The sequence below is a fragment of the Massilia sp. Masssp94 genome (assembly GCF_059491305.1).
Window position 1 is genome coordinate 6,155,621 of record NZ_CP168501.1, and the last position, 25,370, is coordinate 6,180,990.

Sequence of the window (25,370 nt, forward strand, 5' to 3'; positions counted from 1 at the left end):
GCGGATTCAATGGTGCGCGACCATGCCCGCGGGCGCGATGGCCCCCGGTGCCGTACTTCGCGTCCGTGGTTGGACGCGCTTGTCCAGCATCTGCCTGCTCGAGATCGCAAACAGGAGGAAGATCCAGATCGGGGCCTCGTAGAAATACATGATGCAATACGCGGGGATCAGGACGATGATCGCCGCCAGGATGATGCCGTGCAGGGCGAATATGCGCAGCAGGATCAGCGCCAACGGCAACGTCACGATAATGCCGCCGCGGCTGACCAGGTTCAGGATGACGCCGATGTCCTGGTAGTGGCATCCGATGCAAGGATCCGTTCCATAACCGAATCCCGTGAATTTCTCTTCCAACCCGGCATCCAGGTATGTGTTTATGCCCTGCATCTTGAACGACAGGCTGGGATCGTTGCCGCCGAAGCGGGTCATCAGGTGGTCGATGAAATTGGAGGCGTAAATGTAGAAAACGACGACGGACAGTGCGATGACGATTTCGAGCAAGCCGATGCGCTTGCGCCACAGCCAGCCGAGCAGCAGCAACAGCGCGGAAACGAAGAAGATCGAGGATGCTGCATGCGTCATCAGGACGGAAATGATGGTCCCGACGGCCAGGACGATGAGCTTTTTGCTGAACTCGGCCGAAAATGCGTAGATGGCCAGCATGCACGATACGTAGTTGGTGTAAGTGCCGGGCTCCACATGCAGGCCCGCAAAGCGGGCGATGTTGAAGTATTCCTCGGTGACGCGGCTTTCCGTGCCGAACACGAGTTGATGAACGTCGTAGATCGTATGCGTGACGAAATAGTACAGGATCACCTGAATGGTCAGCGTCAGTACGTTGATCCCGATCAGGCATGCCAGCGCCGCTTCGAATTCCCTCCTGTACGAGAATCGCGTTTCGAATATCGCGATGGCCAACGCCAGGTTGGCGGCGATCAGGAGGACGAATTGCGGTGGCACCGGCTTGACGACGACCACGTGAAAAACCAGTGTGAACAGCAGCGTCGCCACGAGCAGGGAGGGCAGTTTCACCCGGATCTTCCCGAGAAACACCAGAGGCGACATGGCCACCATGGCCACGCCGGCCGCGAGATACTTGGGCAGCATCGTGGCGCGGGTTCCCGATTCTTCGAAAGGCGTGAATAACAGGAAGAGCGCGACGAGAAACGCCAGGAAGAACAAGATCGAGAAACCGGACGGAGAGCGCTTGTGCTTCATGGCTGGACCAAGATTTCCGGGATGAAAAAGGTCGCCGAAGTCCCCCGTCCGGGGACGGGGTGGCTGGCGCACACCCGTCAAGCATGCGCTACGATGCTGAAGCTCGTTTGATGTGACTCAACTAGAAGCGGCTGGTCAGCATCAGGGTGACGCTGCGCGGACTGCCCGGTGCGTGCAGCGACTGCGCGCCGTCGTGCCACACATAGTCGTAGTAGCGGTCCGCCACATTGCGGACCTGGAGCTCCACGTCCAGGTTGTTGCCGAGGCGGTAGGCGGCCGAGAGGTTGACGACGGAATACGCCCCGAACTTGCCGGTGGTGTTGGTCCGGTCCAGGAAATAGCTGCCCTGGCCATTGATCGAGCCGGACAAGCGCAGCACGTCGCTGACGTTGAAGTCCGCGCCCGCGTTGTACAGCAGATGCGGCGTGTGATCGATCTCGTTGCCCTGCGTGGCGATCGACGCGTCGTCCGCCTTGACGATGCGCGCGCGTTGCACGGCGGCGCCCACCCACACGCCCAGGCGCGACGTCGGCCGCAGGTTCAACTGCAGGTCCACGCCCCGGCGCCGCGTCTCGCCGATGTTCTCCGCATCGTTGGCCGGGTCGTTCATCTTGCGCCGGGCCTCGTTCGACGCATATTGCTCCCACACCGCGAGCCGGCCTTCCACGCCTTGCGCAGGGCGGAACTTGACGCCGGTCTCCCAGCCATCGTTGATCGACGGCGACAGGTCGCTGGTCTGGTTGACCTTGTAGGTGGCGGTGCCGATGCCGATCTGGAACGTGCGGCCGACGTTCCCGTACACGGACCAGGCGTCGTTGACCTGGTACACGGCGGACAGCTTCGGTTGGCGGATCAGTCCAAAGTCGTTGATGCCGTAGACGCGGCCGTCCAGCAGGTTCGTGTAGCTGCCGGTGAGCTTGTCGACGCGCAGCGCCGGTGTGATGGTGAGTGCGGCGGCCGGTTTGTAGATCGCCTGGATGAAGCCGCCAGCCGTGTTCAGGTCGAACTGCTGGTCGCGGGTCCGGGATTGCCGCACCTCGCTCGCGGTGAACCAGCGCTGGCTGGCGTTGTCCTGGCGCTCCGTGTCCAGCCCGCCGACGACACGGAGCTGGCCGGTCGGGCGCCACGTCAACGTCGTCGAGGCGCCGGTGTGGTTTTCCTCGATCGTGCGTTCCTGCTGGCGCACCCCGGCGGAGAAGGTCACGTAGCGGTGGTCGTTCAGGGCATTGTGATAGACCTGCGCCGCCCAGAACAGCTGGCGCCCGAGCGCCGTCTCGGCCTGCAGGGCCACCTGGTCCATCCGGCGCGTGCCGCGGTCGGTGGCGTTGTGCGGCATCGACTGTTCCCAGTCCGCGCGGGCTTCCGCAGCCGTCAGGAAGCCCGGTTCGTCGGCACGCACTTCATGGTGGCGCACGATCAGGCCGTACCGGCTCGTGCCGTTGTCGGGCGAATAAAACCATTTGCCGGAGAAGGTGGACTTGTCCGCGTCCGAGTGGGCGCGGTAGCCGTCCGTCTTTTGCCAGCTCGCGGCGTAGTTCTGGGAGAAACCATTGCGGTCGATGCCAAGCGCCGCCTGCGCGTCGCGCGTGTCGAAGCTACCGTAGCCGAGGCGCGCCGCGCCGTAATTGCCGCCGATCTTCGTCACGACGTTGGCATTGCCGGCGATGTTGTGCAGGCCGTAGCGGGGATCGTTCGTGCCGCGCACGAGCTCGACGGCGCGGATGTCCAGCAGCGGCGCCAGGTCGAGGTAGGGCATCATCCCGTCGTTGCTGTTGCTGGGTATCCCGTCGATCAGCAGCTTGACGGCGTTGATCTCGCCTTCGCCCGTGAAGCCGCGGATCGAAATCTTGCCGGACGTCGTGCCCTGGCCATATTGCGTCAGCATCACGCCGGGGAGTTGGCCGAACAATTGCCAGTTGTGGCTGATTGCCTGTGTCGCGATCTTGCTCTCGTCCAGAAGGTCGACCGACGTCAGGACATTGCGTGTGGCCAGCGGCCCCGTTGCCTTGCCGACCACCGTGACCACACCGACCGTCATCGCCGGCGCCGCAGCGATGTCTGCCGTGTCCTGCGCGCGTGCCGACAGCGCGAAACACAGTCCGATGGCGAGAACGACCGTCTTCTTACGAAAAAACATCATCAAGTGTTGATAGAAAGAAAAGTTGGATCTTACCCCACATAAATTGGACTGTAAATTATAATGAGAATGATTCGCATTGAAACAACGGAACGGTATGCGCAGATTCATCTCATGGTTACACCGGTATGTCGGGCTGACGGCGGTGGTCGTGCTCATCATGAGCGGCATCACGGGCGCCGTCATTACCTTCGATGGCGAGATCGACCGGGCCGCGCACCCCGAGCTGCGCCGTGTCGAGCCGCGGCCGGGCGGCGCCGGCGTCGACACCCTGGCGGCCAGGGCCCGCGACGCCTGGCCGCGCGACCCGGTGCGCATGCTCGTCCTGCCGGAGCAGCCCGGGGACGCGGTGGAGGTCTGGTACCGGGGCAGCAGCATGCGGGCGTACCTCGACCCGCACGACGGCCACGTGCTCGGCCTGCGCGACACGCACGACTCGCTGATGGGCATCCTCGTCGACCTGCACACGAACCTGCTGTCGGGCGAGACGGGCAGGGCGGTCATCGGCGGGTTCGGCCTGGCCGCCGTGCTGCTCATCGTCCTGGGCGTCTGGTTGTGGTGGCCCCGGCGTGGCCGCTGGCGCCAGGCCTTGACCGTCAAATGGGATGCGGGTGCGGCGCGTGTCTGGCTGGACGTCCATAAAGTGGCGGGCATCGTGACGGGCGTGTTCCTCGTCGTGATCGCCGGTAGCGGCGCCGCGCTGGCACTGCCCGGCGTCTTGACGGAGCCGTTGCTGGTCGCCTTCACCGGCGCAGGGGCGAAACAGGCCGCGCCGGCCTCGTCATCCCGCGCGGGGCCGCCCGCCTCGCTCGACGCGATGGTCCAGCGCGCAGAGGCGACGTTCCCCGCCGGACGGGTCACGCGCCTGATGATGCCCGCCACGCCGACAGGCGCGGTGACGGTACGCATGCGGCTGCCCGGAGAAATCCACCAGATCGGCCGCACGTTCGTCCACTTCGACCGGTACGACGGCAGGCTGCTGCGGACGGACAACGTCCTCGAATCGAACCTGGCCACGCGCATCAACGCGTGGTTCTATCCGTTGCACACCGGCGCATACGGCGGGACGGCGACCCGCGTGCTGAACGTCCTGTTCGGCCTGTCGCTCGCGCTGATCTCCCTGTCCGGCGGCTGGATGTGGGTCAGGAACAGGCTCGCAAGGAAACGGGCGGAGGCGCGCAAACGCGGGCGCGCGCCGGTGACGACCGCAGTGAACTGACGGTTCAGTCGTCCTTCCGGGACCGGAACGGAAACAGCAGCTGTTTGGTGAAACCGTCCGGTACATAATCGCCCACCACGCCGTATTTCTCGGGAAAGCCCGTCTGGCCTTTGACGGCCGTACCCAGGATGTGATCGATGAAAGCGAAATGCGCGGCGTAATTCTTGTCGATGGCCGCGTCGTCCGACGAATGGTGCCAGTGGTGGAAATCCGGCGTGACGATCACGTATTTCAGCGGGCCCCACGGTAAATGCACGTTGGCGTGGTTGAAGACGGCCTGGAATCCGACCACGACGATGTACACGTCCATGACGTTCTTTTCGAAGCCGAGCACGTACAGGGCGCCCAGCACGCCCACCCGGGTGATGATCAGTTCCACCATGTGCTGGCGCGAGCCGGCCAGCCAATCCATCGTTTTCGCCGAATGATGCACGGCGTGGAAACGCCACAGGAAGGGAATCTCGTGGTAGGCGCGGTGGGTGCAGTATTGCACCAGGTCGGCGCACAGGATGCACAGCAGCAGTTGGGGCAGGAACGGGATCGATTGCACCGTATTCTGGATCGTGTCGCTCGCCATCCAGCCGAACAGGCGGTGAATGGCAAAGTTCACGGTCAGCAGCGCCAGGCCGACGATGAAATGGTTGACGGCAAAGTGCACGAGATCGGTCTGCCATTCGCGGCGGAACAGCAATTGATCCTTATAGAGCGGGAAGACCTTCTCGATCACCGCGAAAATCAGGGTCGAGCCGAGGAGATCGAGGATGAACCAGTCCAGGCCGATGTACGGCGTATGGTCGGGAAAATCGGCGACGGGGACGTGCGATCCGCCCAGCGCCAGCGTCAAGAGAATGAGCGCCGCCGCCATGCCATTGATGCTGCGGCGCCGCTTGAAAATCACGTTGAGCAGGCTGATCGACCCGGACAGCACCATGGCCGCGAACATGATCGAGCGGATGATGTCGGGATCGTATTTCTGGCGCAGCTCCGGCGTCGTCAGGTACTGCGGAAAATGAAAGGCCAGCACGCCGAGGAAACACAGCACGGCCAGGAAAAATGCGAGGGCGCCGCTGGCCAGCCCGTAGCCGGGTTCCAGGCGGCCGCTTTGTTGCAGGATGTCGGCGGTAGCGGAGACGGCGTCCGTGACGTCGTCGAGCGCGGCGCGCGCGGGCTTGGTCAAAATCTTCATGAATGCGATCCGTTCTTGGCGATCAGGGCCGGCGGAGCATAGCATTTTGCGTCGCGCGAAAAGGCGCGGATTGTCACCTGGCCTTCAATCGGGGATCCGTTCGACCTTGTCTCCGTGCCCGGCATATTCGTGAAAGATATCGTCGAGCCACGTCGCCAGTTCGTCCGCCGGCACGTCCGGTGGAATGACGACCTCCTCGAACGGGGTCCGCTTGCCGGGAACCGCGCGATACACGGCCCAGGCGTCGTTCTCGCGCCGGACATCGACCTGGAAGCGGCCGTAAATGTTGAACCTCATCTGCGACTCCTTTCGGTTGGCGGTCCAGTGTAAAGGAATTTCCACCTCGGCCAGCCGGTGCGGACTGGCCTGGCCGCCGTCTATATCGGAACTGTATAGATCCCCCGCGATTGCGCATGCATGCGGTGGCCCGGGCGCGGCTACACTGGCCGCCATGAAAATCACCCGACTCACCACTTACCGCGTCCCGCCGCGCTGGATGCTGCTGAAGATCGAGACCGACGAAGGCGTCACCGGCTGGGGCGAGCCCGTCATCGAGGGGCGCGCACGCACCGTCGAGGCGGCCGTGCACGAACTGTCCGACTACCTCGTCGGCAAGGATCCGGGCCGCATCAACGACCTGTGGCAGACGATGTACCGCGCGGGCTTCTATCGCGGCGGTCCGATCCTGATGAGCGCGATCGCCGGCGTCGACCAGGCACTGTGGGACATCAAGGGCAAGGTGCTGGGGCAGCCTGTGTACGAGCTGCTGGGTGGCCTCGTGCGCGACCGCATGAAGACGTACAGCTGGGTGGGCGGCGACCGTCCGGCCGAGCTGATCGCCGGCATCGCCGCGCTGCGGGAAGCCGGTTTCGACACGTTCAAGATGAACGGCACCGAAGAACTGGGCATCATCGACAACGCGCGCAAGGTCGACCAGGCCGTCGCGCGCGTGGCCGAGGTGCGCGCGAAGTTCGGCTTCGAGATCGAATTCGGCGTCGACTTCCACGGCCGCGTGTCCGCGCCGATGGCGAAGGTGCTGCTGCGCGAGCTGGAGCCGTACCGGCCGCTGTTCGTCGAGGAACCGGTGCTGGCGGAGCAGGACGAGTACTACCGCGCATTGGCCGACGCGACGTCGATCCCGCTGGCGGCCGGCGAGCGGATGTACTCGCGCTTCGACTTCAAGCGCGTGTTCGAGCGGGGCGGCCTCGCCATCGTGCAGCCGGACCTGTCGCACGCGGGGGGCATCACGGAATGCGTCAAGATCGCGGCGATGGCGGAAGCGCACGACATCGCGTTCGCGCCGCATTGCCCGCTCGGGCCGGTGGCGCTGGCGTCCTGCCTGCAGGTGGACTTCGTCGCGCACAACGCCGTGCTGCAGGAGCAGAGCATGGGCATCCACTACAACCAGGGCGCCGAGCTGCTGGACTACGTGAAGAACAAGGAAGACTTCCTGCTGTCGTCCGGCTGGATCCGGCCGCTGCCGAAGCCTGGGCTCGGCGTCGAGATCGACGAGGAACGCGTGATCGAGGCGAGCCGCACGGCGCCCGACTGGCGCAACCCCGTCTGGCGCCACGCCGACGGCAGCGTCGCGGAGTGGTAGGCCGGCCTGCCGCTGGTGTACGATGCATGTCATACAAAAACATGCAGGGCCAGGGAAGCGGCAGGAAAAGATGAACGGAAGACTCGAAGGGAAGGTGGCGATCGTCACCGGCTCCACCATGGGCATCGGCGCGGCCGTCGCGCGGCGCTTCGTGGAGGAAGGTGCGCGCGTCGTGATCAACAGCCACGTCGACGACGCGGCCGCGCAGGCGCTGCGCGAGGAACTGGGCGGGACACGCAGCGTGTTCGTCCAGGCCGACATCACGGATCCCGCCGCGATGGAGCGGCTGGCAGCACGCGCGCTGGAACGCTTCGGGCAGGTCGACATCCTCGTCAACAACGCGGGCGTGAACGTGTTTTCCGATCCGCTGGAACTGGACGCGGAAGGCTGGCGGCGCTGTCTCGCGCTCGACCTGGAAGGTGCGTGGAACGCGTGCCGCGCCGTGCTCCCGTCCATGCTGGCGGCAGGCAGCGGCAGCATCGTCAACATCGCATCCGTGCACGGCCACAAGGTCATCAAGGGCTGTTTCCCGTATCCCGTCGCGAAGCACGGGCTGATCGGCCTCACGCGGTCGCTCGGCGTCGAGTACGCGGCGCGCGGCATCCGCGTGAATTCGATCTCGCCCGGCCTGATCATGACGGAGCGGATCGAGGCGTGGCTCGCCGGCTGTCCCGATCCCGACGCGGAACGCCGGCGCCAGGCCGCGCTGCTGCCGTGCGGGTGGATCGGGGAGCCGAAGGACGTCGCAAATGCGGCGCTGTTCCTTGCCAGCGACGAGGCGCGGTTCGTGAATGCGGCGGATTTGCTCGTGGACGGGGGTAGGAGCCAGGTGTATCACGACTAGGAGCGACTGGAAGCCTGGCCGCTTTCCTGGTGCTCGGACTGGGACCGTGTATGTCCGCTATCGACCCAGGCTGTGTCAAAACGTAGGCCGGTGTAAACGAAACGGGCCCGGTAAACGTTGAGGAAGTATCTCATCACTGGGGTGCCAAATGAAGCGCTTTATCGAAGGCGAAGATCGCGGACAAGGGACGTTGCTCCCCGAGCATTTGGACGACTACGTGGCCGAAGACAATCCGGTTCGTGTGATCGATGTATTCGTTGAAGAACTTGACCTCGCGGGCCTCGGTTTTGAGCGCGTACATCCAGCGAAAACAGGCCGACCGGCCTACCATCCGGCTGTTCTCCTCAAGCTCTACATCTATGGCTACTTGAATCGCATCCAGTCGAGTCGGCGGCTGGAGCGAGAAGCTCAGCGCAACGTCGAACTGATGTGGTTGACGGGACGCCTGACACCCGACTTCAAGACGATAGCGAACTTCCGAAAAGACAATGGCAAGGCTATTCGGAATGTCTGCCGGCAGTTCGTTATTTTGTGTCAGCAGCTCGATCTGTTTTCGGATGCTGTCGTCGCCATCGACGGTAGCAAATTCAAGGCGGTCAACAGTAGCGACCGGAACTTCACTGATGCCAAACTGAAGCGCCGGATGGAAGAAATTGAGTCGAACATCATCCGTTATTTGGCAGAGCTCGACACGGCCGACCGGCGAGAACCCGCAGCAGCACAACCGAAGCGCGTTCGTCTCAACGACAAAATCGCCGCGTTAAAATCGCAGATGGCGACGTTGAAGGAAATCGAAGCGAAGCTGACAGAGACTGGCGAAACGCAAATTTCACTGACCGATCCAGATGCCCGTTCAATGATCACGCGAGGTTCCGGCATCGTGGGCTACAACGTGCAGACTGCTGTCGACGCCAAGCATCATTTGATCATCGAGCACGAAGTAACCAACATCGGCAATGATCGCGATCAGCTGTCGGGTATGGCCAAGAAGGCACGTACGGTAATCGGCACGCCAATACTTACCGCAATTGCCGACCGTGGCTACTTCAAGGGTGAAGAAATCCTGGCCTGTCATGAGGCCGGAATCTTTGCTTTGGTGCCACCGACGAAGACGTCCGGCGCCAAGGCCGACGGGCGATTCGACAAGGCCGATTTCATTTATGATCCGCAAAAGGACGAGTACCGCTGTCCGGCAGGCGAAGCACTGATCTGGCGCTTTGAGAGCGTCGAAAAAGGTATGAAGAACCACCGGTACTGGAGCTCGAATTGCAAGGGGTGTTCACTCAAGGAAAAGTGCACGCCGAGCGCGCAACGACGTGTGACCCGCTGGGAGCACCAGGACGTACTCGACGATATGCAAGCCCGTCTTGAACAAAGTCCGGATGCCATGCGAATTCGACGCTCCACGGTCGAGCATCCGTACGGCACAATCAAAGCCTGGATGGGATCGGCACACTTCCTGACGAAGGGATTGGACCGCGTGAAGACCGAGATGAGCCTGCATGTGCTTGCCTATAATTTCAGGCGCTTGATGGCGATTCTGGGCATGGCGAGCATGATGAATGCGATCAGGGCATTTGCCCGCTATCCGCAGTTATACGAGAGGCTCTGCGCGGGTTTCCTGCCACCCCCGATGAAAACACCGAAAAGAAGCTGGGACATCTCGCGGCGCTTTCTGATGCTTTGCAATTAGCCCTGGCTCGTGTAACCGAGCTCCCAGGCTTCGGTTCCGCGTTTTTACACAGCCTGGACCCATACCGGACGTTGCGGTCACGACAGTAAGACAAGCGGCCGTGCCAAAGGAGCTTAGGTTTTAATTAGTCACGAAGGTACTTCCGTTGAACCTTGCCCAACCAGGGAGCAGTCGCGGAAAAACTCGATTCGTCATCGAGGGAACCCGAAGGTGAGCAAGTCTTGCCACTCTCTCTTCTCTCTCTTTTTTTCTTCCCTTCTTTCTCGCGCGCGCGCGCGCGCGCGCGCGCGCGCGCGCGCGCGCGCGCGCGCGCGCGCGCGCGCGCGCCCGCGCGCGCGCGTGCTCTCTCTTTCTGAAACACGCGTTGTGTCCGGTGTCCATTTGATATATATACATTCCCCCATACACACACACACACACACACACACACACACACACACACACACACACACACACACACACACACACACACACACACACACACACACACACACACACACACACACACACACACCCCCCCCCCCCCCCCAACCAACACACACATATTTTCTAATTACTTCACAACAATGCTATACATAAACATTTGCAGAATATAATGACTTCCAATTCTGACAGATACCCTCTCCATTTTACTAGCATATGCAAAATTATTTTATTTTATATTTGCTTTTGCCTTGGTTTGTTATTCTTCTGCTGCATAGATACATTCATCTTCATTCTCTTCTGCTGCATCCCATTATGATTCACCTCATCCAATTTTCAACTCAATTCAATTTTGTTTACTCCCACAGAACATGGTGGATCCTCATTTCAACAAACAGAACTCTGTGTCAGTTTAGTTGCCGTTTAACACATTCATTGAAGGTTGCTGTTGATACAAAGTTGCTCCCAGTTCTTCCTTGGTAGTATTTGGTCAGAGATTCTGATCCTTTTGCTTGTTGGTGCTGTTTGCTTTCGCCTGCGCAATATGCCTGCTGGTCGGCAGGGCTTCAAGCCAAGGCGAGTGCCCACGTCGCGCTACGATCGCGCGAGCCCCATGCATGAGCAGGGTACGCAGATAGACATTGCCGCGCTTGCTTATCCCATGTTGTCGAACGCGTCCGCCTGTTCCAGTCTGTCGCGGTGCCAACCCGAGCCACGATGCGAATTCACGGCCGGATTTGAAAGTGGCGGGGTCGCCGATTGTCGCGACCGCGGCGGTCGCGGTGAACAAGCCGACGCCGGGGATCTCGATCAACCTCCTGCACTGCTCGGTCCTGCGCAGGGAGTCGGTCAATCGACGTTCGATCACTGCCATTTCCCGATCCAGGGATTGAACACGTGCCCACTGTTCCTGGAGGCTCACAACCAGCACTTCTGGCAGCCGCTCGGATGCCTCCGACAGAGCGTCGGCCCACGCCTTCGTCAGCGCGGGATACCCGGCCGGCAGCACGATGCCGAACTCATACAGGATGCCGCGTAACGCGTTGGTCTGCATGATGCGAAACTTCATCAGTTGCTCGCGCATGCGATGCAGGGCCAGGATGGTTTGTTGATGCTCAGTTTTCAGGGCCACGGTACGCGCCTCGGGCTGTTGGACAGCGGTCCAGATCGCCTTTGCATCAGCTGCGTCGGTTTTATTGCGCTGGACAAAGGGACGCACCGATTTCGGCGCCAACAGTTTGACTTGATGGCCGAGGACACTGAGCTTGCGCCCCCATTCATGGGCGCCGCCACAAGCCTCCATTGCGACGATAGCAGGTGCAAGCTGTGTGAAAAACGGGATAACCTCATTACGTTGCAGTTTCAAGCGCTTGACTTCGCCATTCGTATCAACAGAGTGGAGCTGGAACACGGTTTTGGCGATATCCATACCAATGACGAGCTGTTTCATGTCGAATCCCCCTGTCTGGTGAATGTCAGCTACTCTACTGCCTTCGACAATGCGTGCAAATCTCCTGCTCTGCCGGAGTCCGGGAGGAGGCGTCCATACCATCTGATTTAATCGCTGAGCCCCCCCGGCGGCGGGCGCAACTGGCACAATGACGCATCCCACCTTTCCAGCATCCCGATGAAGCAAACGAGTTTTTCGGACGCCGAGTTCGCAAGCAAAAAGAGACTGACGCGGCGCGATCGTTTTCTGGCCGAGATCGAGGCCGTGACGCCGTGGCCGGCGCTGGTGGCGGCGCTGCTGCCGTACTACCCCAAGGGTGAAGGGCGCGGTCGTCGGCCGGTCGGTCTGGAGCGGATGCTGCGCATGTACATCGCGCAGCAGTGCTTCGGCTTGTCTGACGAGGGCATCGAAGATGCGATCTACGACAGCCAGGCCATTCGCGGCTTTGTCGGCATCGACCTGACGCACGAGTCGGCGCCGGACGCGACGACACTTCTCAAGTTCCGCCGTCTGCTCGAGAAACACAACCTGACGCGCAGGATCTTCGATGAAATCAACGGGCACCTGGCCAGCCGTGGCTTGATGATGCGCGAGGGGACCATCGTCGACGCGACCCTGATCGCGGCGCCTCCCTCGACCAAGAACCGCGACGAAAAACGCGACCCGGAAATGCATCAATCGAAGAAGGGCAAGAACTGGTTCTTCGGCATGAAGGCCCATATCGGCGTCGATGCCAAATCCGGCCTGACGCATACGCTGGTGACCACCCCGGGCAACGTGTCCGACGTCACGCAAACCCACAATCTTCTTCATGGCGACGAAACGATGGTGTTCGGCGACGCTGGGTACCAGGGCGCCGACAAGCGCCCGGAGAACGCGGGAAAGGAGGTCACCTGGCACATCGCGATGAAGCGCAGCGTCCGCAAGGCAATGAAGAAGAATCCGCTGGGCCGCGCCAAGGAAAAGCTGGAAAAGGCCAAGGCCAGCGTGCGCGCCAAGGTCGAGCATCCGTTCCACGTGCTGAAGAACCTGTTCAAGCATCGCAAGACGCGTTACCGTGGGCTGGCGAAGAACACCGCCCAGCTCCACACCTTGTTCGCATTCGCCAATCTGGTGCTGGCCGGCCGAACTTTTGGAAGCTCCCACGCCCGAACTCCGCCCTGAACCGGGGGGGCGCACACCGCGGCACCCAAAAACGCGTCTCGTGGCCCAGCACACGCGCGAAAAATAACTGATTTCAACCATCGTGATGTCCGACGCTGGTTTTGATGCATCGAATCGGACGCGCAAGCTATTTATTCAGCGTTTCCCTAGGCATGAACCCGCGGGCCCGGTCTCAGATATGAGTTGATTCGTCTGTGCGATCTGCGAGACCACATCGTTTGGCACTTGGTATTTTAAATGAGCACTTAGTGATGCCGTTCCTTATCCAACCCTTCACTACAACTTCTATCTTCTTCGTAACCGCGTTGTATTCGATGGCCGGGGCGGAATTGAACCACCGACACAAGGATTTTCAGTTCTTGCACTTCTTTGCCACACCCGGTATCTACTTCTCGCCGGGTGCCGCCGGTTGGCGGCTGACCAGGCTAGTCACGTTCGTTTGACAGAGACGTGGGAATTGGCAGCGAGGATTTCTTCGAAGATCGCCTTGTCGTGCTCGCCGAGTGCAGTGCATTGCGACCAGCCGTCCAGAAAAAGCATATATGACTCGTCCTCTGGCCAAGAGAGGTAGTCGTTGAAGGCATCCCAGTTATTTCCATTCCAGTGCCCACCCGCAGCTCGGATCAAACCGTCATTGAACGCGCCGGCGAACGCGTTCATGTCGCGCACGTTGCGCAGATCGACGCGATATTCATTTTTCATGATTGTTGCGTTGTCTCACGGCGCCGATCCAGTGTGCCCGTAAGCGATCGTTGGCGAAGGGTCGGTCTTGGCCGAACCCGGCCGTTCGAATCAGCATAGCAGGCTGCCGACCTGTAGGAGTCGCGGACTGTCACCACAGGCCGCTGCCGACCCGAAGCGGACATCCCCACGCGATCAGTTTCCAATCTCTTTCGTTGGCTTCGGATGAGATTGTGTCGGGCGTATCTATGCCCGCACCGCGGCGTTTACTGGCGCCCCTGCCACACCCATTTCAGGCCGCGAAGATAGCTTTCGGGCTTGACGGTACCGTGGTCCGTTCCCTCCACCGTATAACTCTGCAATTCCAAGCCCTTGTAGCCGTGTGTTCCGATCTGTTTTTCGAACAGTTCGATCGGTCCCCGGAACTGGACGGGTTCGAGCGAACCGGCCGAAATGAACATGCGCGCCTTGAGCGGCCGATTCTGCTTGGCGAATGCCTCCTCGAGCTTGAACAGCGCACCGTTATCCCAGACGACAGCCGGGCTTACGGCGACATACCCGTTGAAGAAATCCGGATCTTTCAACGCGGCGCCGAGCGCAAACAAGCCGCCCAGCGAAGCCCCGACGAGGACGCGGTTGGTCTGTTCGGCGCGGTAGGTGGTTTCGATTAGCGGCGCGGCTTCCTTACGGATGAACTCGAGGAACTGGTCGCCCTTGCCCGATCCGGCGGCCCCTGCCATCGCCGTGTACGTGTAGTCGTGCATGCGTTCGACGCTGTAGTCGGTGCCGTCGGGATAGGACAAGCCCACCATGATGCACTCGGGCATCATCTTGTCGTAGACAAGGCTGCCGTGCAGGGCGGACATCAGCGGCACGTCCCAGTAGGCATCGAGGAAGTACAGCACCGGGTATTTCCTGCCCGGACTCCAAGAGTAGCTGTCCGGCAGCATCACGATCAGCTCGTGCGCCTTGCCTGTGATCTTCGATTGCACAGTCACGATTTGGGTGTTCCGTAGCACAACGTGGCGCGGCTCGGGGTCGGCAGCGCAGGCCAGCGTGGTGACTGAAAACGCCAAGGCGAAGGAGAGGAGCCAGTTTCTTATCATCGAGATGTCTTTCATTTCCATACCTTGATGGCGTACCAACCCAAGCCCGTAGGACGAGGTGCCTCGGCTTTGACGCCTTGAGCTTGAAGTCGCGAATGAAGCCAATATGCGGCATCAGCGCCGAGCCGCTGCTCCGTCTCGGATCTGGATAAGTTGAATAGTTTGAAGTCGAAGGTTGTTACAGTTCGCATTGATGACCTTAAACGACACAACGTAAGTTCATGACCTCGCCCTACGCACTTAGGACCGCTCGACCACCGTCTGCTCGTGGCCGATCTCGGCCGTTCATTGTACGGCAGGAACGACCCAATGCCGACGGTCATAAAGGTCAACGGCCTGTCGGCACGGTGCCTATGCCGAGAACCAAATCGCTGCGATGACGCCGATCACAACAGCTAAGCTGAGCCAATAAATCACACGCCGGCCCTTGGATGATTCTTCGTAAATCTGCTCACGTGTCTTCGGGAGGGAATCTACAGATAATTGGTGAAAATTTTTCTTCATATTGAATCGCCACAAGTTTTCTAGACACTCGACAGCCGCTGAAAATACTGCTTTTCGTACTCCATCGGCGACAAGTCATTGCTGAAGCTGTGCCGGCGCTTTGGATTGTAGAACATCTCGATGTAGTCAAAGACATGCTGCCTTGTCCGGTCGCGGGTGCCATAGGTCTTCCGTCGAATCCGTTCCCGCGACTCTCGGCCATTCGGTTCAGCATAGCATGTTGTCGAAGTGAAAAAGTCACGGACTGTCACGACCGGCAGCTGTCGACCCAGAGTAGATGTTTGGGTTTTATTTCTCGATTTGCTTGAGCCAGTCGCGAAACCATTGAACCGGCATGGTCTCGCTATCAAACGATTTTGAGCGCAACTCCTCAATCGAGTATGTGTTCGAAAGATAGAGGTCCCACTGCGTTTCGATATCGGTCAGCACATGCAGTAACGCTTCGATTGAAGGTTCAGCGTCGATATTCAGATACTGACACCAGAAACGATCACACCACTCCGCGATCTGCCTGTGACTATACGGGCTGGTTTCCGGATTAGCGCCGTAGGTAAGCACATGAATCACTGAGTCACGAGTGAACGGAAGCTCAATGGGTTTAGACGGTTCCATGTTGTTCCGCTTCATTTGATCCGAGGCACTGCCCGTACGTTACTAGGTCCGCTCCTGGCCGAACCCGGCCGACCATGAACGCTCAGACCCAACAAGAATCTACATGCGGCTACTGGCCCACACAAATAACTTTAGTTTCATACTGTTGGGCATTTTCCTTCTTCTTTGCTGCCCACGTGACCACTTCCTGAGCTTCAGCGGCTGTCATGACGGTTGCTTTCTCTTTATTTTTAATAAATGACACGCCTTCGAACTTGCCTTCCTTGCTACGCATGACTCTGGCAAAGACGGGCGCCGTCTTGCCGTCGCCAGTGCGCTTGTTTTGCTGGACGAGGTAACGCTGGTCGATTGTTTCCATGGTAAAACTCCATACTTGTAGAGCAAAGCAGCATTCTACGGCGTGTGAAGCGCCACCAGGAAAACGCGGCGGGAGCAATGCTCATTCTTGTCCGGATGGCGCCGGTTGGTGAACGTCAGGTCCCGACCCAGGCCGTGTAAAAACGCGAAACCGAAGCCTGGGAGCTCGGTTACACGAGCCAGGACTAATTGCAAAGCATCGGAAAGCGCCGCGAGACGCCCCAGCTTCTTTTCGGTGTTTTCATCGGGGTTGGCAGGAAACCCGCCCAGAGCCTCTGGTATAACTGCGGATAGCGGGCAAACGCCCTGATCGCATTCATCATGCTCGCCATGCCCAGAATCGCCATCAAGCGCCTGAAATTATAGGCGAGCACATGCAGGCTCATCTCGGTCTTCACGCGGTCCAATCCCTTCGTCAGGAAGTGTGCCGATCCCATCCAGGCTTTGATCGTGCCGTACGGATGCTCGACCGTGGAGCGTCGAATTCGCATGGCATCTGGACTTTGTTCAAGACGAGCTTGCATATCGTCGAGTACGTCCTGGTGCTCCCAGCGCGTCACACGTCGTTGCGCGCTCGGCGTGCACTTTTCCTTGAGCGGACATCCCTTGCAATTCGAGCTCCAGTACCGGTGGTTCTTCATACCTTTTTCGACGCTCGCAAAGCGCCAGATCAGTGCTTCGCCTGCCGGACAGCGGTACTCGTCCTTTTGCGGATCATAAATGAAATCGGCCTTGTCGAATCGCCCGTCGGCCTTGGCGCCGGACGTCTTCGTCGGCGGCACCAAAGCAAAGATTCCGGCCTCATGACAGGCCAGAATTTCTTCACCCTTGAAGTAGCCACGGTCGGCAATTGCGGTAAGTATTGGCGTGCCGATTACCGTACGTGCCTTCTTGGCCATACCCGACAGCTGATCGCGATCATTGCCGATGTTGGTTACTTCGTGCTCGATGATCAAATGATGCTTGGCGTCGACAACAGTCTGCACGTTGTAGCCCACGATGCCCGCACCTCGCGTGATCATCGAACGGGCATCTGGATCGGTCAGTGAAATTTGCGTTTCGCCAGTCTCTGTCAGCTTCGCTTCGATTTCCTTCAACGTCGCCATCTGCGATTTTAGTGCGGCGATTTTGTCGTTGAGACGAACGCGCTTCGGTTGTGCTGCTGCGGGTTCTCGCCGGTCGGCCGTGTCGAGCTCTGCCAAATAACGGATGATGTTCGACTCAATTTCTTCCATCCGGCGCTTCAGTTTGGCATCAGTGAAATTGCGGTCGCTGCTGTTGACCGCCTTGAATTTGCTTCCGTCGATGGCGACGACGGCATCCGAAAACAGATCGAGCTGCTGACACAAGATGACGAACTGCCGGCAGACATTGCGAATGGCCTTGCCATTGTCTTTTCGAAAGTTCGCAATCGTTTTGAAGTCGGGTGTCAGGCGACCTGTCAGCCACATCAGTTCGATGTTGCGCTGAGCTTCTCGCTCGAGCCGCCGACTCGACTGGATACGATTCAGGTAACCATAGATGTAGAGCTTGAGAAGAACAGCTGGATGGTAGGCCGGTCGGCCTGTTTTCGCTGGATGTACGCGCTCAAAACCGAGGCCCGCGAGGTCAAGTTCTTCAACGAACACATCGATCACGCGAACCGGATTGTCTTCAGCCACGTAGTCGTCCAAATGCTCGGGAAGTAAAGTCCCTTGCCCGCGATCTTCGCCTTCGATAAAGCGCTTCATTTGGCACCCCAGTGATGAGATACTTCCTCAACGTTTACCGGACCCGTTTCGTTTACACCGGCCTACGTTTTTACACAGCCTGGACCCGTAGCGGTCGTAGGACCACTCCAAGAATTCGCTAACTGCGTCCTCAGAAGTCAATTCCAACAACGCCTCTGCCGACTTTGAACCGTGGCAGCATACATGTGCATAAAGAAATTCTGAGTCCAACAAGCTTTTCCGTCCTGTTTAACCGAGGCGGGTATCGGTCATATTCGTGCCTCCGCTTAGGCGAGCAGTCAAAGCAAGATTCTCGAACTCGACAACGTAGTGTCCCTCTCGACGGGCAGTTACGTAATCTCCCGGTGAGGTTAAGGCCAGCCGAACGCGCAGCTCGAATTCTTCTGGGCCATTCCGCTGCTGAGTGTCAATGATTCGAGGTTGGGCCTCCCCTTTCAAGAGTATGGCGTAGCAGGTCCGTCCACCGTCGTTTGAAGACTCCTGCACGACACCGATGCGTTCTACTGTGCCCTCATAGGTTTCTACGGTTTTTTTAGCAAACATGTTATTCCTAGCGTTAGTGTATAGCCATAGATCTGCTTACGTCCGTCTGCTTCTGGCCCAGGCCGTTGGGCCAGCATAGCATGTTGTAAAGCTGGAAAAGTCACCTGCGGTCACGACCGGCCGGAACCGACCCAACGCGGCCCTTCGGGTCCGTGCTGAAGAACAGAGCTGTTTTGACGGTCGAATGCAAAATCTAGCGCCGGGACTTCGAAATCAAGGCGCCAATAACAACGCCACTTGCGACCCCTGGACCAATGCCAAGAGCAAGGTTGCCGATCGCGATGCCAATTGCGCACCCAATCGCCACTCCAAAACAAATCCCGACACCATGAATTTGCTACCTTTTTTATCGGGTGAATCGCTCATAGAATCCTTTATTTCGAAGTTGAAAGGCCGCTTCTGGCGGCAGAAGCCATTGCTGAAACTCCTCAGTCGACCCCTTGAGACGAATAAAATCCAGGGATTCGCCTGCAGGCGTTGGTCGTTATTTACACGGCCTTTTGCTCCTGTCGGACATGTCATCGATTTCCGTCTGGGTCAGCGTTATCGGCATCGGTTCATCTGCCGGAAAACCATCGGCACCTGTTCGCGCTGGCTTGGGCGGCACTTCGTTCGGGCAAGCCGGGACCGAAGGCGGAAGCGATGCCGCCAGCGCAAATAATTGCTTGCGCAGCGGTGTATCTACGACGTTGGCATCGATCCAGAGTTCGTAAGCACGTCGCCGCTCGACCCAGGACAGGTGCGAGATCGCGTTGCCGGAAGGGGCCTGAAACACGCTGAGCCGTGCGGGCATGCCGTTGATGCGTTCGGGCTCATCCTCCGGGGCACGCCAACTACTGGTGCCATCAACGGACATGTCTTGCTCGAATAGCGTCACAATATGACCGTCGGGCATTAGAAAGCCGCGGTACAAGCGTGTATGCGGAGTATTGTCGGGCTCGATCATCGCGCCCAGGCTCTTGAAATTGGCGAATTGCGTGCGAGAGAGGTTCACCGGCTGGAACGACAAATCTGCCATGATCGGCGCGGACGGTCGGAATGCAATGCGGTAGCGCTCCAAGTTTGCCTCGCACACCTTCAGATAGCCGTGCGTTTTGGCTTCGAGAGCCAGCTGCGCCTGGGCTTCCGCGAAGCCGGGAGCGCCGGGCGGCAGGCCGAGCCCGCAGGACACGCCACCTGGGGCGGGTCTGGCGTGGGGGGAGACGACGGGCAGTGCGACCGCGATGGCCACAATGGCCCAACCGATACGTCGGTTCATTGTTTTTGCATTCATCCTTGCAGCTTAGCAGTTGCAGGACCGTGAAGTTACGCACTTTTCCACTGCGGCTGCCTGGCGAATCAGGCAATTGTGCGAACAACACCGCCGTCGACACGTAAAGCCGAACCTGTCGTCGCCGATGCCTGTTCCGAGGCGACATAAATTACCATGTTTGCCACTTCCTCGGTGGTGGCGAAGCGTTGGATCAGCGTGGTCGGACGCATCGTTTTCAGGAAATCCTGCTCGGCCTGGGCGGGCGTGATGCCTTGCTCCCGGGCTGTGGATGTCATCCAGTTCGACAGGATCTCCGAATCCGTCGGACCGGGCAGCACTGCATTGACGGTCACGCCGCTGCCGGCGACGAGTTCGGCCAGGCCGCGCGACACCGCCAGCATTGCAGTCTTGGTCATGCCGTAGTCGATCATTTCCTTCGGAATGTTCAATGCCGATTCGCTGCTGATGAACACCACGCGGCCCCAGCCGCGCGCCGTCATCTTCGGAATGTAATGCCGCGACAAACGTACACTGCTCAACACATTCAGCTGGAACAGGTCGAGCCACTCTTCGTCGGTCTGGTCAAAGAAGTTCTTCGGACGGGCGGTGCCCGCGTTGTTGACCAGAATGTCGGTGTCAGGCACCTGTGTGATCAACGCTGCGCAACCTTCCGGCGTGGCGATGTCGGCGGCGACGCCGCTCAATTTGGCGTTTGGAAGCAGCACGCGCATGTCGTGGAGCGCCGCGTCCACGCGTTCCTGGGTGCGCCCATTGATCACGACAGACGCGCCCGCGCGTGCAAGTCCTTCGGCGATCGCGCGGCCGATGCCGGCGGTGGAGCCGGTCACGATGGCAGTGCGGCTTTCAAGTTCGATGTGCATGTTATTTCTCCGGTTCTGCTAGTGCCGCTTCCGCCGCGCGAGCGAGGCGGTCAATCCCCTCCTGGTGGTAGCGATGGAGCGCACGGGGATAATTGATGCGCTCGTCGCGTCAGTCTGCTTTGACGAGGTCCTGGAAGATCAGCGACGCCCAACTGCGCCCGCGCGCCTGAACCAGCGCACCGCCTTCGCCGAGTTTGCCCAGCCATACCGGCGCATAGCCGAGGCGTTCGGCCAACGCGGCGACCTGCGGTACTGCCTCGTCGTGGTCGCTGGACAGGAAGACCACACGTCTCCCGCCCTTGACGCGTGGATCGGCCGCCAGCAGACCGGCAGGAAGATGATTAAAGCCTTTTACGACGGAAGCGCCGACGAATGCCCTGGCGATGGCGGCGGAGGATGGCTGACCGTCCAGCGTTTCGACCGGCACGCCATAGGCATTGGTCGCATCGATGATCGTCTTGCCTTGCCAGTTCGTCAGCGCCCTGGCAACGGTTGCATGTTCCAGGAACGGCACGGCAAGGAAGATGACGTCGGCTTGCAGGGCGTCCTGCAAGGTTTTTGGTCGAACCGATCCGCCGATCGCCAGCGCCCGCGACGCCAACGCGTCAGGTGCACGCCGGGTAGCGACGGCAACTTCGATGCCCATGCGGGCGAAGGCACTGGCAAGCGCTTGTCCTACTTCTCCAAAGCCGATGATTGCGTAAGTCACAGAATCTCTCCAAACAAAAAGTTGACGAGAGGATGGTAATTTAGTGATTAGTAAGTGATAATCCGAAAAATTTTCATAAGACTTATTCCAAAGTAGAATGGATCAGTTCCAGGAATTGAGTGCTTTCATAGCCGTGGTCGAGACCGGCGGATTTTCCTCGGCGGCACGCAAGAGAGGTGAGTCGCAGTCTGCCGTCAGCAAGGCGGTGAACGCTCTGGAAACGCGGCTCGGCGTAGCGCTGCTCCATCGCAGCACGCGAAAGGTGACGCTTACCGACCAAGGGCAGAGGTACTACGAGCGTACCAAGCCGCTGCTCGAGGAGATTCGAGTGGCAGACAGCGAACTTGCCGGCAGCACACTGGACGTTTCCGGCCTCGTGCGCATCGCCGCGCCTTCGACGTTCGCACGCCTGCACGTTCTGCCGCTGATTCCGGAATTGTTGGTGCGCCATCCGGACTTGCGCGTGGATCTTGTACTGTCCGACGCGCTGCGCGACATGGTTGAAGACCGCATCGATCTGGCGATCCGACTGAGCACGGTCAACGATCCGGATTCCGTCGTTCGCCGTGTGGCGGGCACGTCCTTGATCTGCGCCGGTGCGCGCCGCTATTTCGAACAGCGCGGATTACCCGGGATGCCCGCCGACCTGGTCCACCACAACTGCCTGATCTACGGCGAAATGACCGAGTGGAATTTCTACGGGCCCGAAGGCCGCTTCAGCGTGCCGGTGCGCGGCAACCTGTCATCCAACAGCGCCGAAGCAATTCTGGCCGGCGTGAAAGCCGGTGTAGGCATCGGCATGTTCCATCGGGCATCTCTTGTCGAGGAATTCCGTGATTCGGACGTGGTTACGGTACTTGATAATTTCATCCACGAGCCGCGCGACATCAGCCTTGTCTGGCCCAAGCGCCGCTTCGTGCCCACCCGCGTGCGCGCAGTCACCGATTTCTTCGCGACGGCACTCTCGCTCCGCATTTAGGCGCATCCTTCCACGGGGTCGGCCAACGGGCGCGATCCCATGCAGACACCACTAAGCTGCGTCCTGTTGCTCGGGCTTCTTTGCGGCGGTGCCGGGGCCAATTTTCAGGATGGCGCTCGTCATGAGCGTGACGAGATGATCCACTCGCGACGCAAATGACGGTTGATCGGCTGTCCAGCCGAGCGCCGTGATCAGCGCGAACAGGTCGTCCCCGGTCATGTCGGGGCGTGCCGTTCCTTCGTCCTGGGCACGCCGCAACAGCCGCGCGCCTGCCGAGTGCACTGCGGCGCATGACGCGTAAAGCGCGGAGTCCGGATTCGCGTGGGCGGCCGCCATCATGGCGACGACGCCTCTGTAGCTCCGCGTGAATGCCACCAGCTCCCGAAACCAGGTCAATAGCGCCTCGTCGGCCGAAGCCGAGCTTTCGAGTTCGTCCGCCTTCCGGGTCAGCGCGTCCAGATGGGTACACAGCAGCGCCTCGAACAAGGCTTCCCGTGTCGAGAAATGACGAAGCAAGGTGGCCAAGCCTACGCCGGCGCGGCGGGCGATATCGCGCATCGAGGCCTCGGCGCCATGCTCGGCGACCACGTCACGCGCGACCGTGAGGATTTGATTGCGATTTTTTTGGGCGTCGGCTCGCATAAGTTCCCTTGACAAGTGGATCAGTGATCCATATATTGGATTATGTGGATCGGTGATCCACATAATACAGCGCCATCTGGAATTTTTCCAGCTCCCGCGCAACGCGAATGAAAGAGCACACGACATGAACAGATTAAACGGAAAGACCGCCGTCATCACCGGGGGCGCAACCGGCATCGGCCTCGCCGCGGCCAAGCGCTTCATCGAGGAAGGTGCCTTCGTCTTCATCTTCGGGCGCCGCCAGGAGGCACTCGATGCCGCTCTCACCGCCCTCGGGCCCAATGCCCGCGCCGTGTCCGGCTCAGTTTCCGAGCTGGCTGACCTCGACCGGCTCTACGCGGCGGTGAAGGCCGAGCGCGGCACCCTCGACATCGTCCTGGCCAACGCGGGGGCGGGAAGTCCGCTTCCTCTCGGCCAGATCACCGCCGAGCACATCGACGACACCTTCGACACCAATGTGAAGGGGACGATCTTTACGGTGCAAAAGGCGCTGCCACTGATGGGTCCAGGCGGTTCGATCATCCTGACCGGATCGAGCGCCGGTACCACGGGAGCCCCGGGATTCACGGCCTACAGCGCGAGCAAGGCAGCGGTGCGCAACCTTGCCCGGACCTGGGCGGAGGACTTGAAAGGCACAGGCATCCGGGTCAACGTGCTGTCGCCGGGGGCGACGGCGACCGAACTCGCCAGGCAGGCGCTAGGTGAAGAGGGCCAGAAGGCGTACGGCGCGATGACGCCGCTCCAGCGTATGGCCGAACCAGCGGAGATCGGGGCGGCGGCCGCCTTTCTTGCCTCGTCGGACAGCAGCTTCATGACCGCCAGCGAGGTCGCCGTCGACGGCGGCCTGGCACAGCTCTGAGGAGAAAAATCGAATGACACAATCACTGAAGGGAAAAACAGCGCTCGTCACCGGGGCATCGCGTGGCATTGGCCGCGCAATCGCCGAACGTCGCGCAAAAGACGGTGCGACTGTGGCACTGACCTATAACGCCAGTAAATCCAGCGCGGACGAGGTCGTCGCGGCGATCGAGAAAGCGGGAGGCGTCGCGTTCGCGATCCATGCGGATCTCGTTGATCCGAACACCGTCCCGGCCTTGTTCGAGAGACTCGACGACGAATTCACGCAACGGAACGGTAGCACAGCGCTCGACATTCTGGTCAACAATGCCGGCAATTCCGGTTGGCTTGGCTTCAGGGACGCCACGCCGGAGGGTTGGGACACACTGATGGCCGTCTACGCCCGCGCGCCATTTTTCATCGTTCAGGCCGCTCTCGATCGTCTTGCCGATGGCGGGCGCATCATCAACATTTCTTCCGCCGCAGCCACGAAGCCGGTGACGGCTGCGCCCATTTACTCGATGGCGAAAGCGGCCATCAACACCCTGACCCACACGCTCGCAATCGAGTTGGGGCCGCGTCGCATCACGGCGAACGCCGTTGCGCCGGGCTTCACGCGAACCGATGCGAACGCCGAATTCCGCGAGAATCCCGAACTCGTCAAGGCGGTCGAGGCCCAAATCGCGCTGGGCCGCTTTGGCGAGCCTTCGGAAATCGCCGCCGTCGTGGCATTCCTTGCGTCCGATGAGGGCCGTTGGGTGACCGGCCAAGCGATCGAAGCGAGTGGTGGTTACAAGCTCTGACCGCACCCCGGAACGAAGGAGAACTATATGAGTTACGCAATTATTGGCTTCGGCAAGATTGGCCAGGCACTGGCCAGGGCGTTCGCCCGCAAAGGTATCGAAGTGGCTGTTGCAAGCACCCGCGACCCGCGCAGCTTTGCAGCCGAGGCGGCCGCCATCGGGCCTACGATCATTCCCATGACCCTGGCGGAAGCCGTCAAGGCGGATATCATCTTTTTGGCCGTCCGTTTCGAATCGCATCCGGAGGTCGCAAAAGCCCTGTCCGACTGGAACGGGAAGATCATCGTCGACGCGATGAACACGCAGGCCCCGCTTGAAGAGCTGGACGGTCTCCCGTCCTCCGCCTTTGTCGCGACGACGTTTGCCGGAGCCAGGCTGGTGAAAGGCTTCAATCACCTGGTCGCCGCGGTGCTTGACCAGGATCCGTGCGTACACGGCGGCAGGAGAGTCGTCTTTCTGGCGAGTGAAGATAACGACGCCGCATCGGAGGTCGCTGCGCTTGCGGAACATCTCGGTTTCTCGCCGGTAAAGCTCGGCGGACTTTCCGAAGGCGGACTACTTGTGCATGCGCGCGGGAAAAGTTGGGGGCAGCTGATCTTCAAGGATCTCGTCAAGTTCGACTGATCTGATCTAAGCGCGGACGGTGCTGGCAGGTAAGTGGCACTTCGTTCAACCGGAAACGGGCGCGCGCGTAGGCCCGTTTTTGGCCGGTAGCGGGCGGTGATCACGGCTCAGCGTACCGAGCCGTTGTCGTCGGAGTAACAAAACGTGTTGGTAGCCGCACTAAGTCGTATTCCCGA

23 protein-coding genes and 3 pseudogenes are annotated in these 25,370 nt (G+C 60.1%); 9 read left to right on the plus strand and 17 right to left on the minus strand.

Features of this window, described 5'->3' with window-relative positions; all coding sequences use genetic code 11:
• Positions 1–6 precede the first annotated feature (6 nt).
• Positions 7–1,218 (minus strand): hypothetical protein, encoded by a 1,212-nt coding sequence (locus tag ACEN9G_RS27085; protein ID WP_413342962.1) that lies wholly within the window; start codon positions 1,216–1,218, stop codon positions 7–9.
• Positions 1,219–1,339: 121 nt separating this feature from the next.
• Positions 1,340–3,358, minus strand: a complete 2,019-nt coding sequence (locus ACEN9G_RS27090; protein WP_413342964.1) for a TonB-dependent receptor — start codon at positions 3,356–3,358, stop codon at positions 1,340–1,342.
• A gap of 94 nt (positions 3,359–3,452) precedes the next feature.
• On the opposite strand from ACEN9G_RS27090, the gene ACEN9G_RS27095 reads away from it, so the two are divergent.
• Positions 3,453–4,574 (plus strand): PepSY-associated TM helix domain-containing protein, encoded by a 1,122-nt coding sequence (locus ACEN9G_RS27095; protein ID WP_483127265.1) that lies wholly within the window; start codon positions 3,453–3,455, stop codon positions 4,572–4,574.
• Between the two features lie 4 nt (positions 4,575–4,578).
• Here the strand turns inward: ACEN9G_RS27095 and ACEN9G_RS27100 are convergent, their stop codons facing one another.
• Positions 4,579–5,760, minus strand: coding sequence for a sterol desaturase family protein (locus ACEN9G_RS27100; protein ID WP_413342643.1), 1,182 nt, complete (start codon positions 5,758–5,760; stop codon positions 4,579–4,581).
• A gap of 84 nt (positions 5,761–5,844) precedes the next feature.
• Complete coding sequence (locus ACEN9G_RS27105; RefSeq protein WP_413342641.1) at positions 5,845–6,057, minus strand: DUF7661 family protein; 213 nt, start codon at positions 6,055–6,057, stop codon at positions 5,845–5,847.
• Between the two features lie 154 nt (positions 6,058–6,211).
• Here ACEN9G_RS27105 and dgoD point away from each other — a divergent pair, with 154 nt between their 5' ends.
• From dgoD to ACEN9G_RS27120, 3 genes and pseudogenes are all read left to right on the plus strand, one after another.
• On the plus strand, positions 6,212–7,360 hold the full coding sequence (dgoD, locus tag ACEN9G_RS27110) for a galactonate dehydratase (protein WP_413342639.1): 1,149 nt from the start codon (positions 6,212–6,214) through the stop codon (positions 7,358–7,360).
• 70 nt (positions 7,361–7,430) lie between these two features.
• Positions 7,431–8,204, plus strand: a complete 774-nt coding sequence (locus ACEN9G_RS27115) for an SDR family oxidoreductase (protein WP_413342637.1) — start codon at positions 7,431–7,433, stop codon at positions 8,202–8,204.
• Between the two features lie 148 nt (positions 8,205–8,352).
• A pseudogene (locus ACEN9G_RS27120) lies at positions 8,353–9,780 on the plus strand (IS1182 family transposase); the annotation flags it as partial.
• Between the two features lie 1,030 nt (positions 9,781–10,810).
• On the opposite strand, the gene ACEN9G_RS27125 reads toward ACEN9G_RS27120, so the two are convergent.
• Entirely contained in the window at positions 10,811–11,770 is a 960-nt protein-coding gene (locus ACEN9G_RS27125) for an IS110 family RNA-guided transposase (protein ID WP_495605481.1), read from the minus strand.
• 177 nt (positions 11,771–11,947) lie between these two features.
• Between ACEN9G_RS27125 and ACEN9G_RS27130 the strand changes: the two genes are divergently transcribed.
• Positions 11,948–12,934: an IS5 family transposase gene (locus ACEN9G_RS27130; RefSeq protein ID WP_483127266.1), complete on the plus strand. Its 987-nt coding sequence runs from the start codon at positions 11,948–11,950 to the stop codon at positions 12,932–12,934.
• Positions 12,935–13,363: 429 nt separating this feature from the next.
• On the opposite strand, the gene ACEN9G_RS27135 is transcribed toward ACEN9G_RS27130, so the two are convergent.
• The 11 genes and pseudogenes from ACEN9G_RS27135 to ACEN9G_RS27185 all read right to left on the minus strand — a co-directional run bounded on the left by ACEN9G_RS27135 (position 13,364) and on the right by ACEN9G_RS27185 (position 21,309).
• Positions 13,364–13,636 (minus strand): barstar family protein, encoded by a 273-nt coding sequence (locus tag ACEN9G_RS27135; RefSeq protein ID WP_413344369.1) that lies wholly within the window; start codon positions 13,634–13,636, stop codon positions 13,364–13,366.
• Positions 13,637–13,881: 245 nt separating this feature from the next.
• Positions 13,882–14,736 (minus strand): alpha/beta hydrolase, encoded by an 855-nt coding sequence (locus tag ACEN9G_RS27140; protein ID WP_413344368.1) that lies wholly within the window; start codon positions 14,734–14,736, stop codon positions 13,882–13,884.
• A 509-nt stretch (positions 14,737–15,245) separates the two neighbouring features.
• Positions 15,246–15,413 (minus strand): annotated as a pseudogene (locus ACEN9G_RS27145) (IS3 family transposase); the annotation flags it as partial.
• 100 nt (positions 15,414–15,513) lie between these two features.
• The gene (locus ACEN9G_RS27150) at positions 15,514–15,837 is read right to left on the minus strand and encodes a hypothetical protein (protein ID WP_413344366.1); all 324 of its coding nucleotides are present in this window, start codon (positions 15,835–15,837) and stop codon (positions 15,514–15,516) included.
• Positions 15,838–15,946: 109 nt separating this feature from the next.
• A complete protein-coding gene (locus ACEN9G_RS27155; protein ID WP_413344364.1) occupies positions 15,947–16,195 on the minus strand; it encodes a hypothetical protein in 249 nt (82 codons plus the stop codon).
• Positions 16,196–16,496: 301 nt separating this feature from the next.
• Positions 16,497–17,924 (minus strand): annotated as a pseudogene (locus ACEN9G_RS27160) (IS1182 family transposase); the annotation flags it as partial.
• Positions 17,925–18,152: 228 nt separating this feature from the next.
• The gene (locus ACEN9G_RS27165) at positions 18,153–18,467 is read right to left on the minus strand and encodes a hypothetical protein (RefSeq protein WP_413341651.1); all 315 of its coding nucleotides are present in this window, start codon (positions 18,465–18,467) and stop codon (positions 18,153–18,155) included.
• Positions 18,468–18,660: 193 nt separating this feature from the next.
• Positions 18,661–18,774 (minus strand): hypothetical protein, encoded by a 114-nt coding sequence (locus tag ACEN9G_RS27170; RefSeq protein WP_495605482.1) that lies wholly within the window; start codon positions 18,772–18,774, stop codon positions 18,661–18,663.
• Positions 18,775–18,951: 177 nt separating this feature from the next.
• Positions 18,952–19,725 (minus strand): hypothetical protein, encoded by a 774-nt coding sequence (locus tag ACEN9G_RS27175; protein WP_413341653.1) that lies wholly within the window; start codon positions 19,723–19,725, stop codon positions 18,952–18,954.
• A gap of 80 nt (positions 19,726–19,805) precedes the next feature.
• Entirely contained in the window at positions 19,806–20,600 is a 795-nt protein-coding gene (locus tag ACEN9G_RS27180; protein WP_413341655.1) for an SDR family NAD(P)-dependent oxidoreductase, read from the minus strand.
• A 109-nt stretch (positions 20,601–20,709) separates the two neighbouring features.
• Entirely contained in the window at positions 20,710–21,309 is a 600-nt protein-coding gene (locus ACEN9G_RS27185) for an NADPH-dependent F420 reductase (RefSeq protein ID WP_413341657.1), read from the minus strand.
• 97 nt (positions 21,310–21,406) lie between these two features.
• Here ACEN9G_RS27185 and ACEN9G_RS27190 point away from each other — a divergent pair, with 97 nt between their 5' ends.
• The gene (locus ACEN9G_RS27190) at positions 21,407–22,288 is read left to right on the plus strand and encodes a LysR family transcriptional regulator (protein ID WP_413341659.1); all 882 of its coding nucleotides are present in this window, start codon (positions 21,407–21,409) and stop codon (positions 22,286–22,288) included.
• A gap of 51 nt (positions 22,289–22,339) precedes the next feature.
• Here the strand turns inward: ACEN9G_RS27190 and ACEN9G_RS27195 are convergent, their stop codons facing one another.
• On the minus strand, positions 22,340–22,930 hold the full coding sequence (locus tag ACEN9G_RS27195; RefSeq protein ID WP_413341661.1) for a TetR/AcrR family transcriptional regulator: 591 nt from the start codon (positions 22,928–22,930) through the stop codon (positions 22,340–22,342).
• Positions 22,931–23,054: 124 nt separating this feature from the next.
• Between ACEN9G_RS27195 and ACEN9G_RS27200 the strand changes: the two genes are divergently transcribed.
• From ACEN9G_RS27200 to ACEN9G_RS27210, 3 genes are read left to right on the plus strand one after another with little or no spacing between them, the layout of a single operon-like run.
• On the plus strand, positions 23,055–23,789 hold the full coding sequence (locus tag ACEN9G_RS27200; protein ID WP_413341663.1) for an SDR family NAD(P)-dependent oxidoreductase: 735 nt from the start codon (positions 23,055–23,057) through the stop codon (positions 23,787–23,789).
• 13 nt (positions 23,790–23,802) lie between these two features.
• Positions 23,803–24,570, plus strand: a complete 768-nt coding sequence (locus ACEN9G_RS27205; protein WP_413341665.1) for an SDR family NAD(P)-dependent oxidoreductase — start codon at positions 23,803–23,805, stop codon at positions 24,568–24,570.
• Between the two features lie 27 nt (positions 24,571–24,597).
• Complete coding sequence (locus ACEN9G_RS27210) at positions 24,598–25,194, plus strand: NADPH-dependent F420 reductase (RefSeq protein ID WP_413341666.1); 597 nt, start codon at positions 24,598–24,600, stop codon at positions 25,192–25,194.
• Positions 25,195–25,370 lie beyond the last annotated feature (176 nt).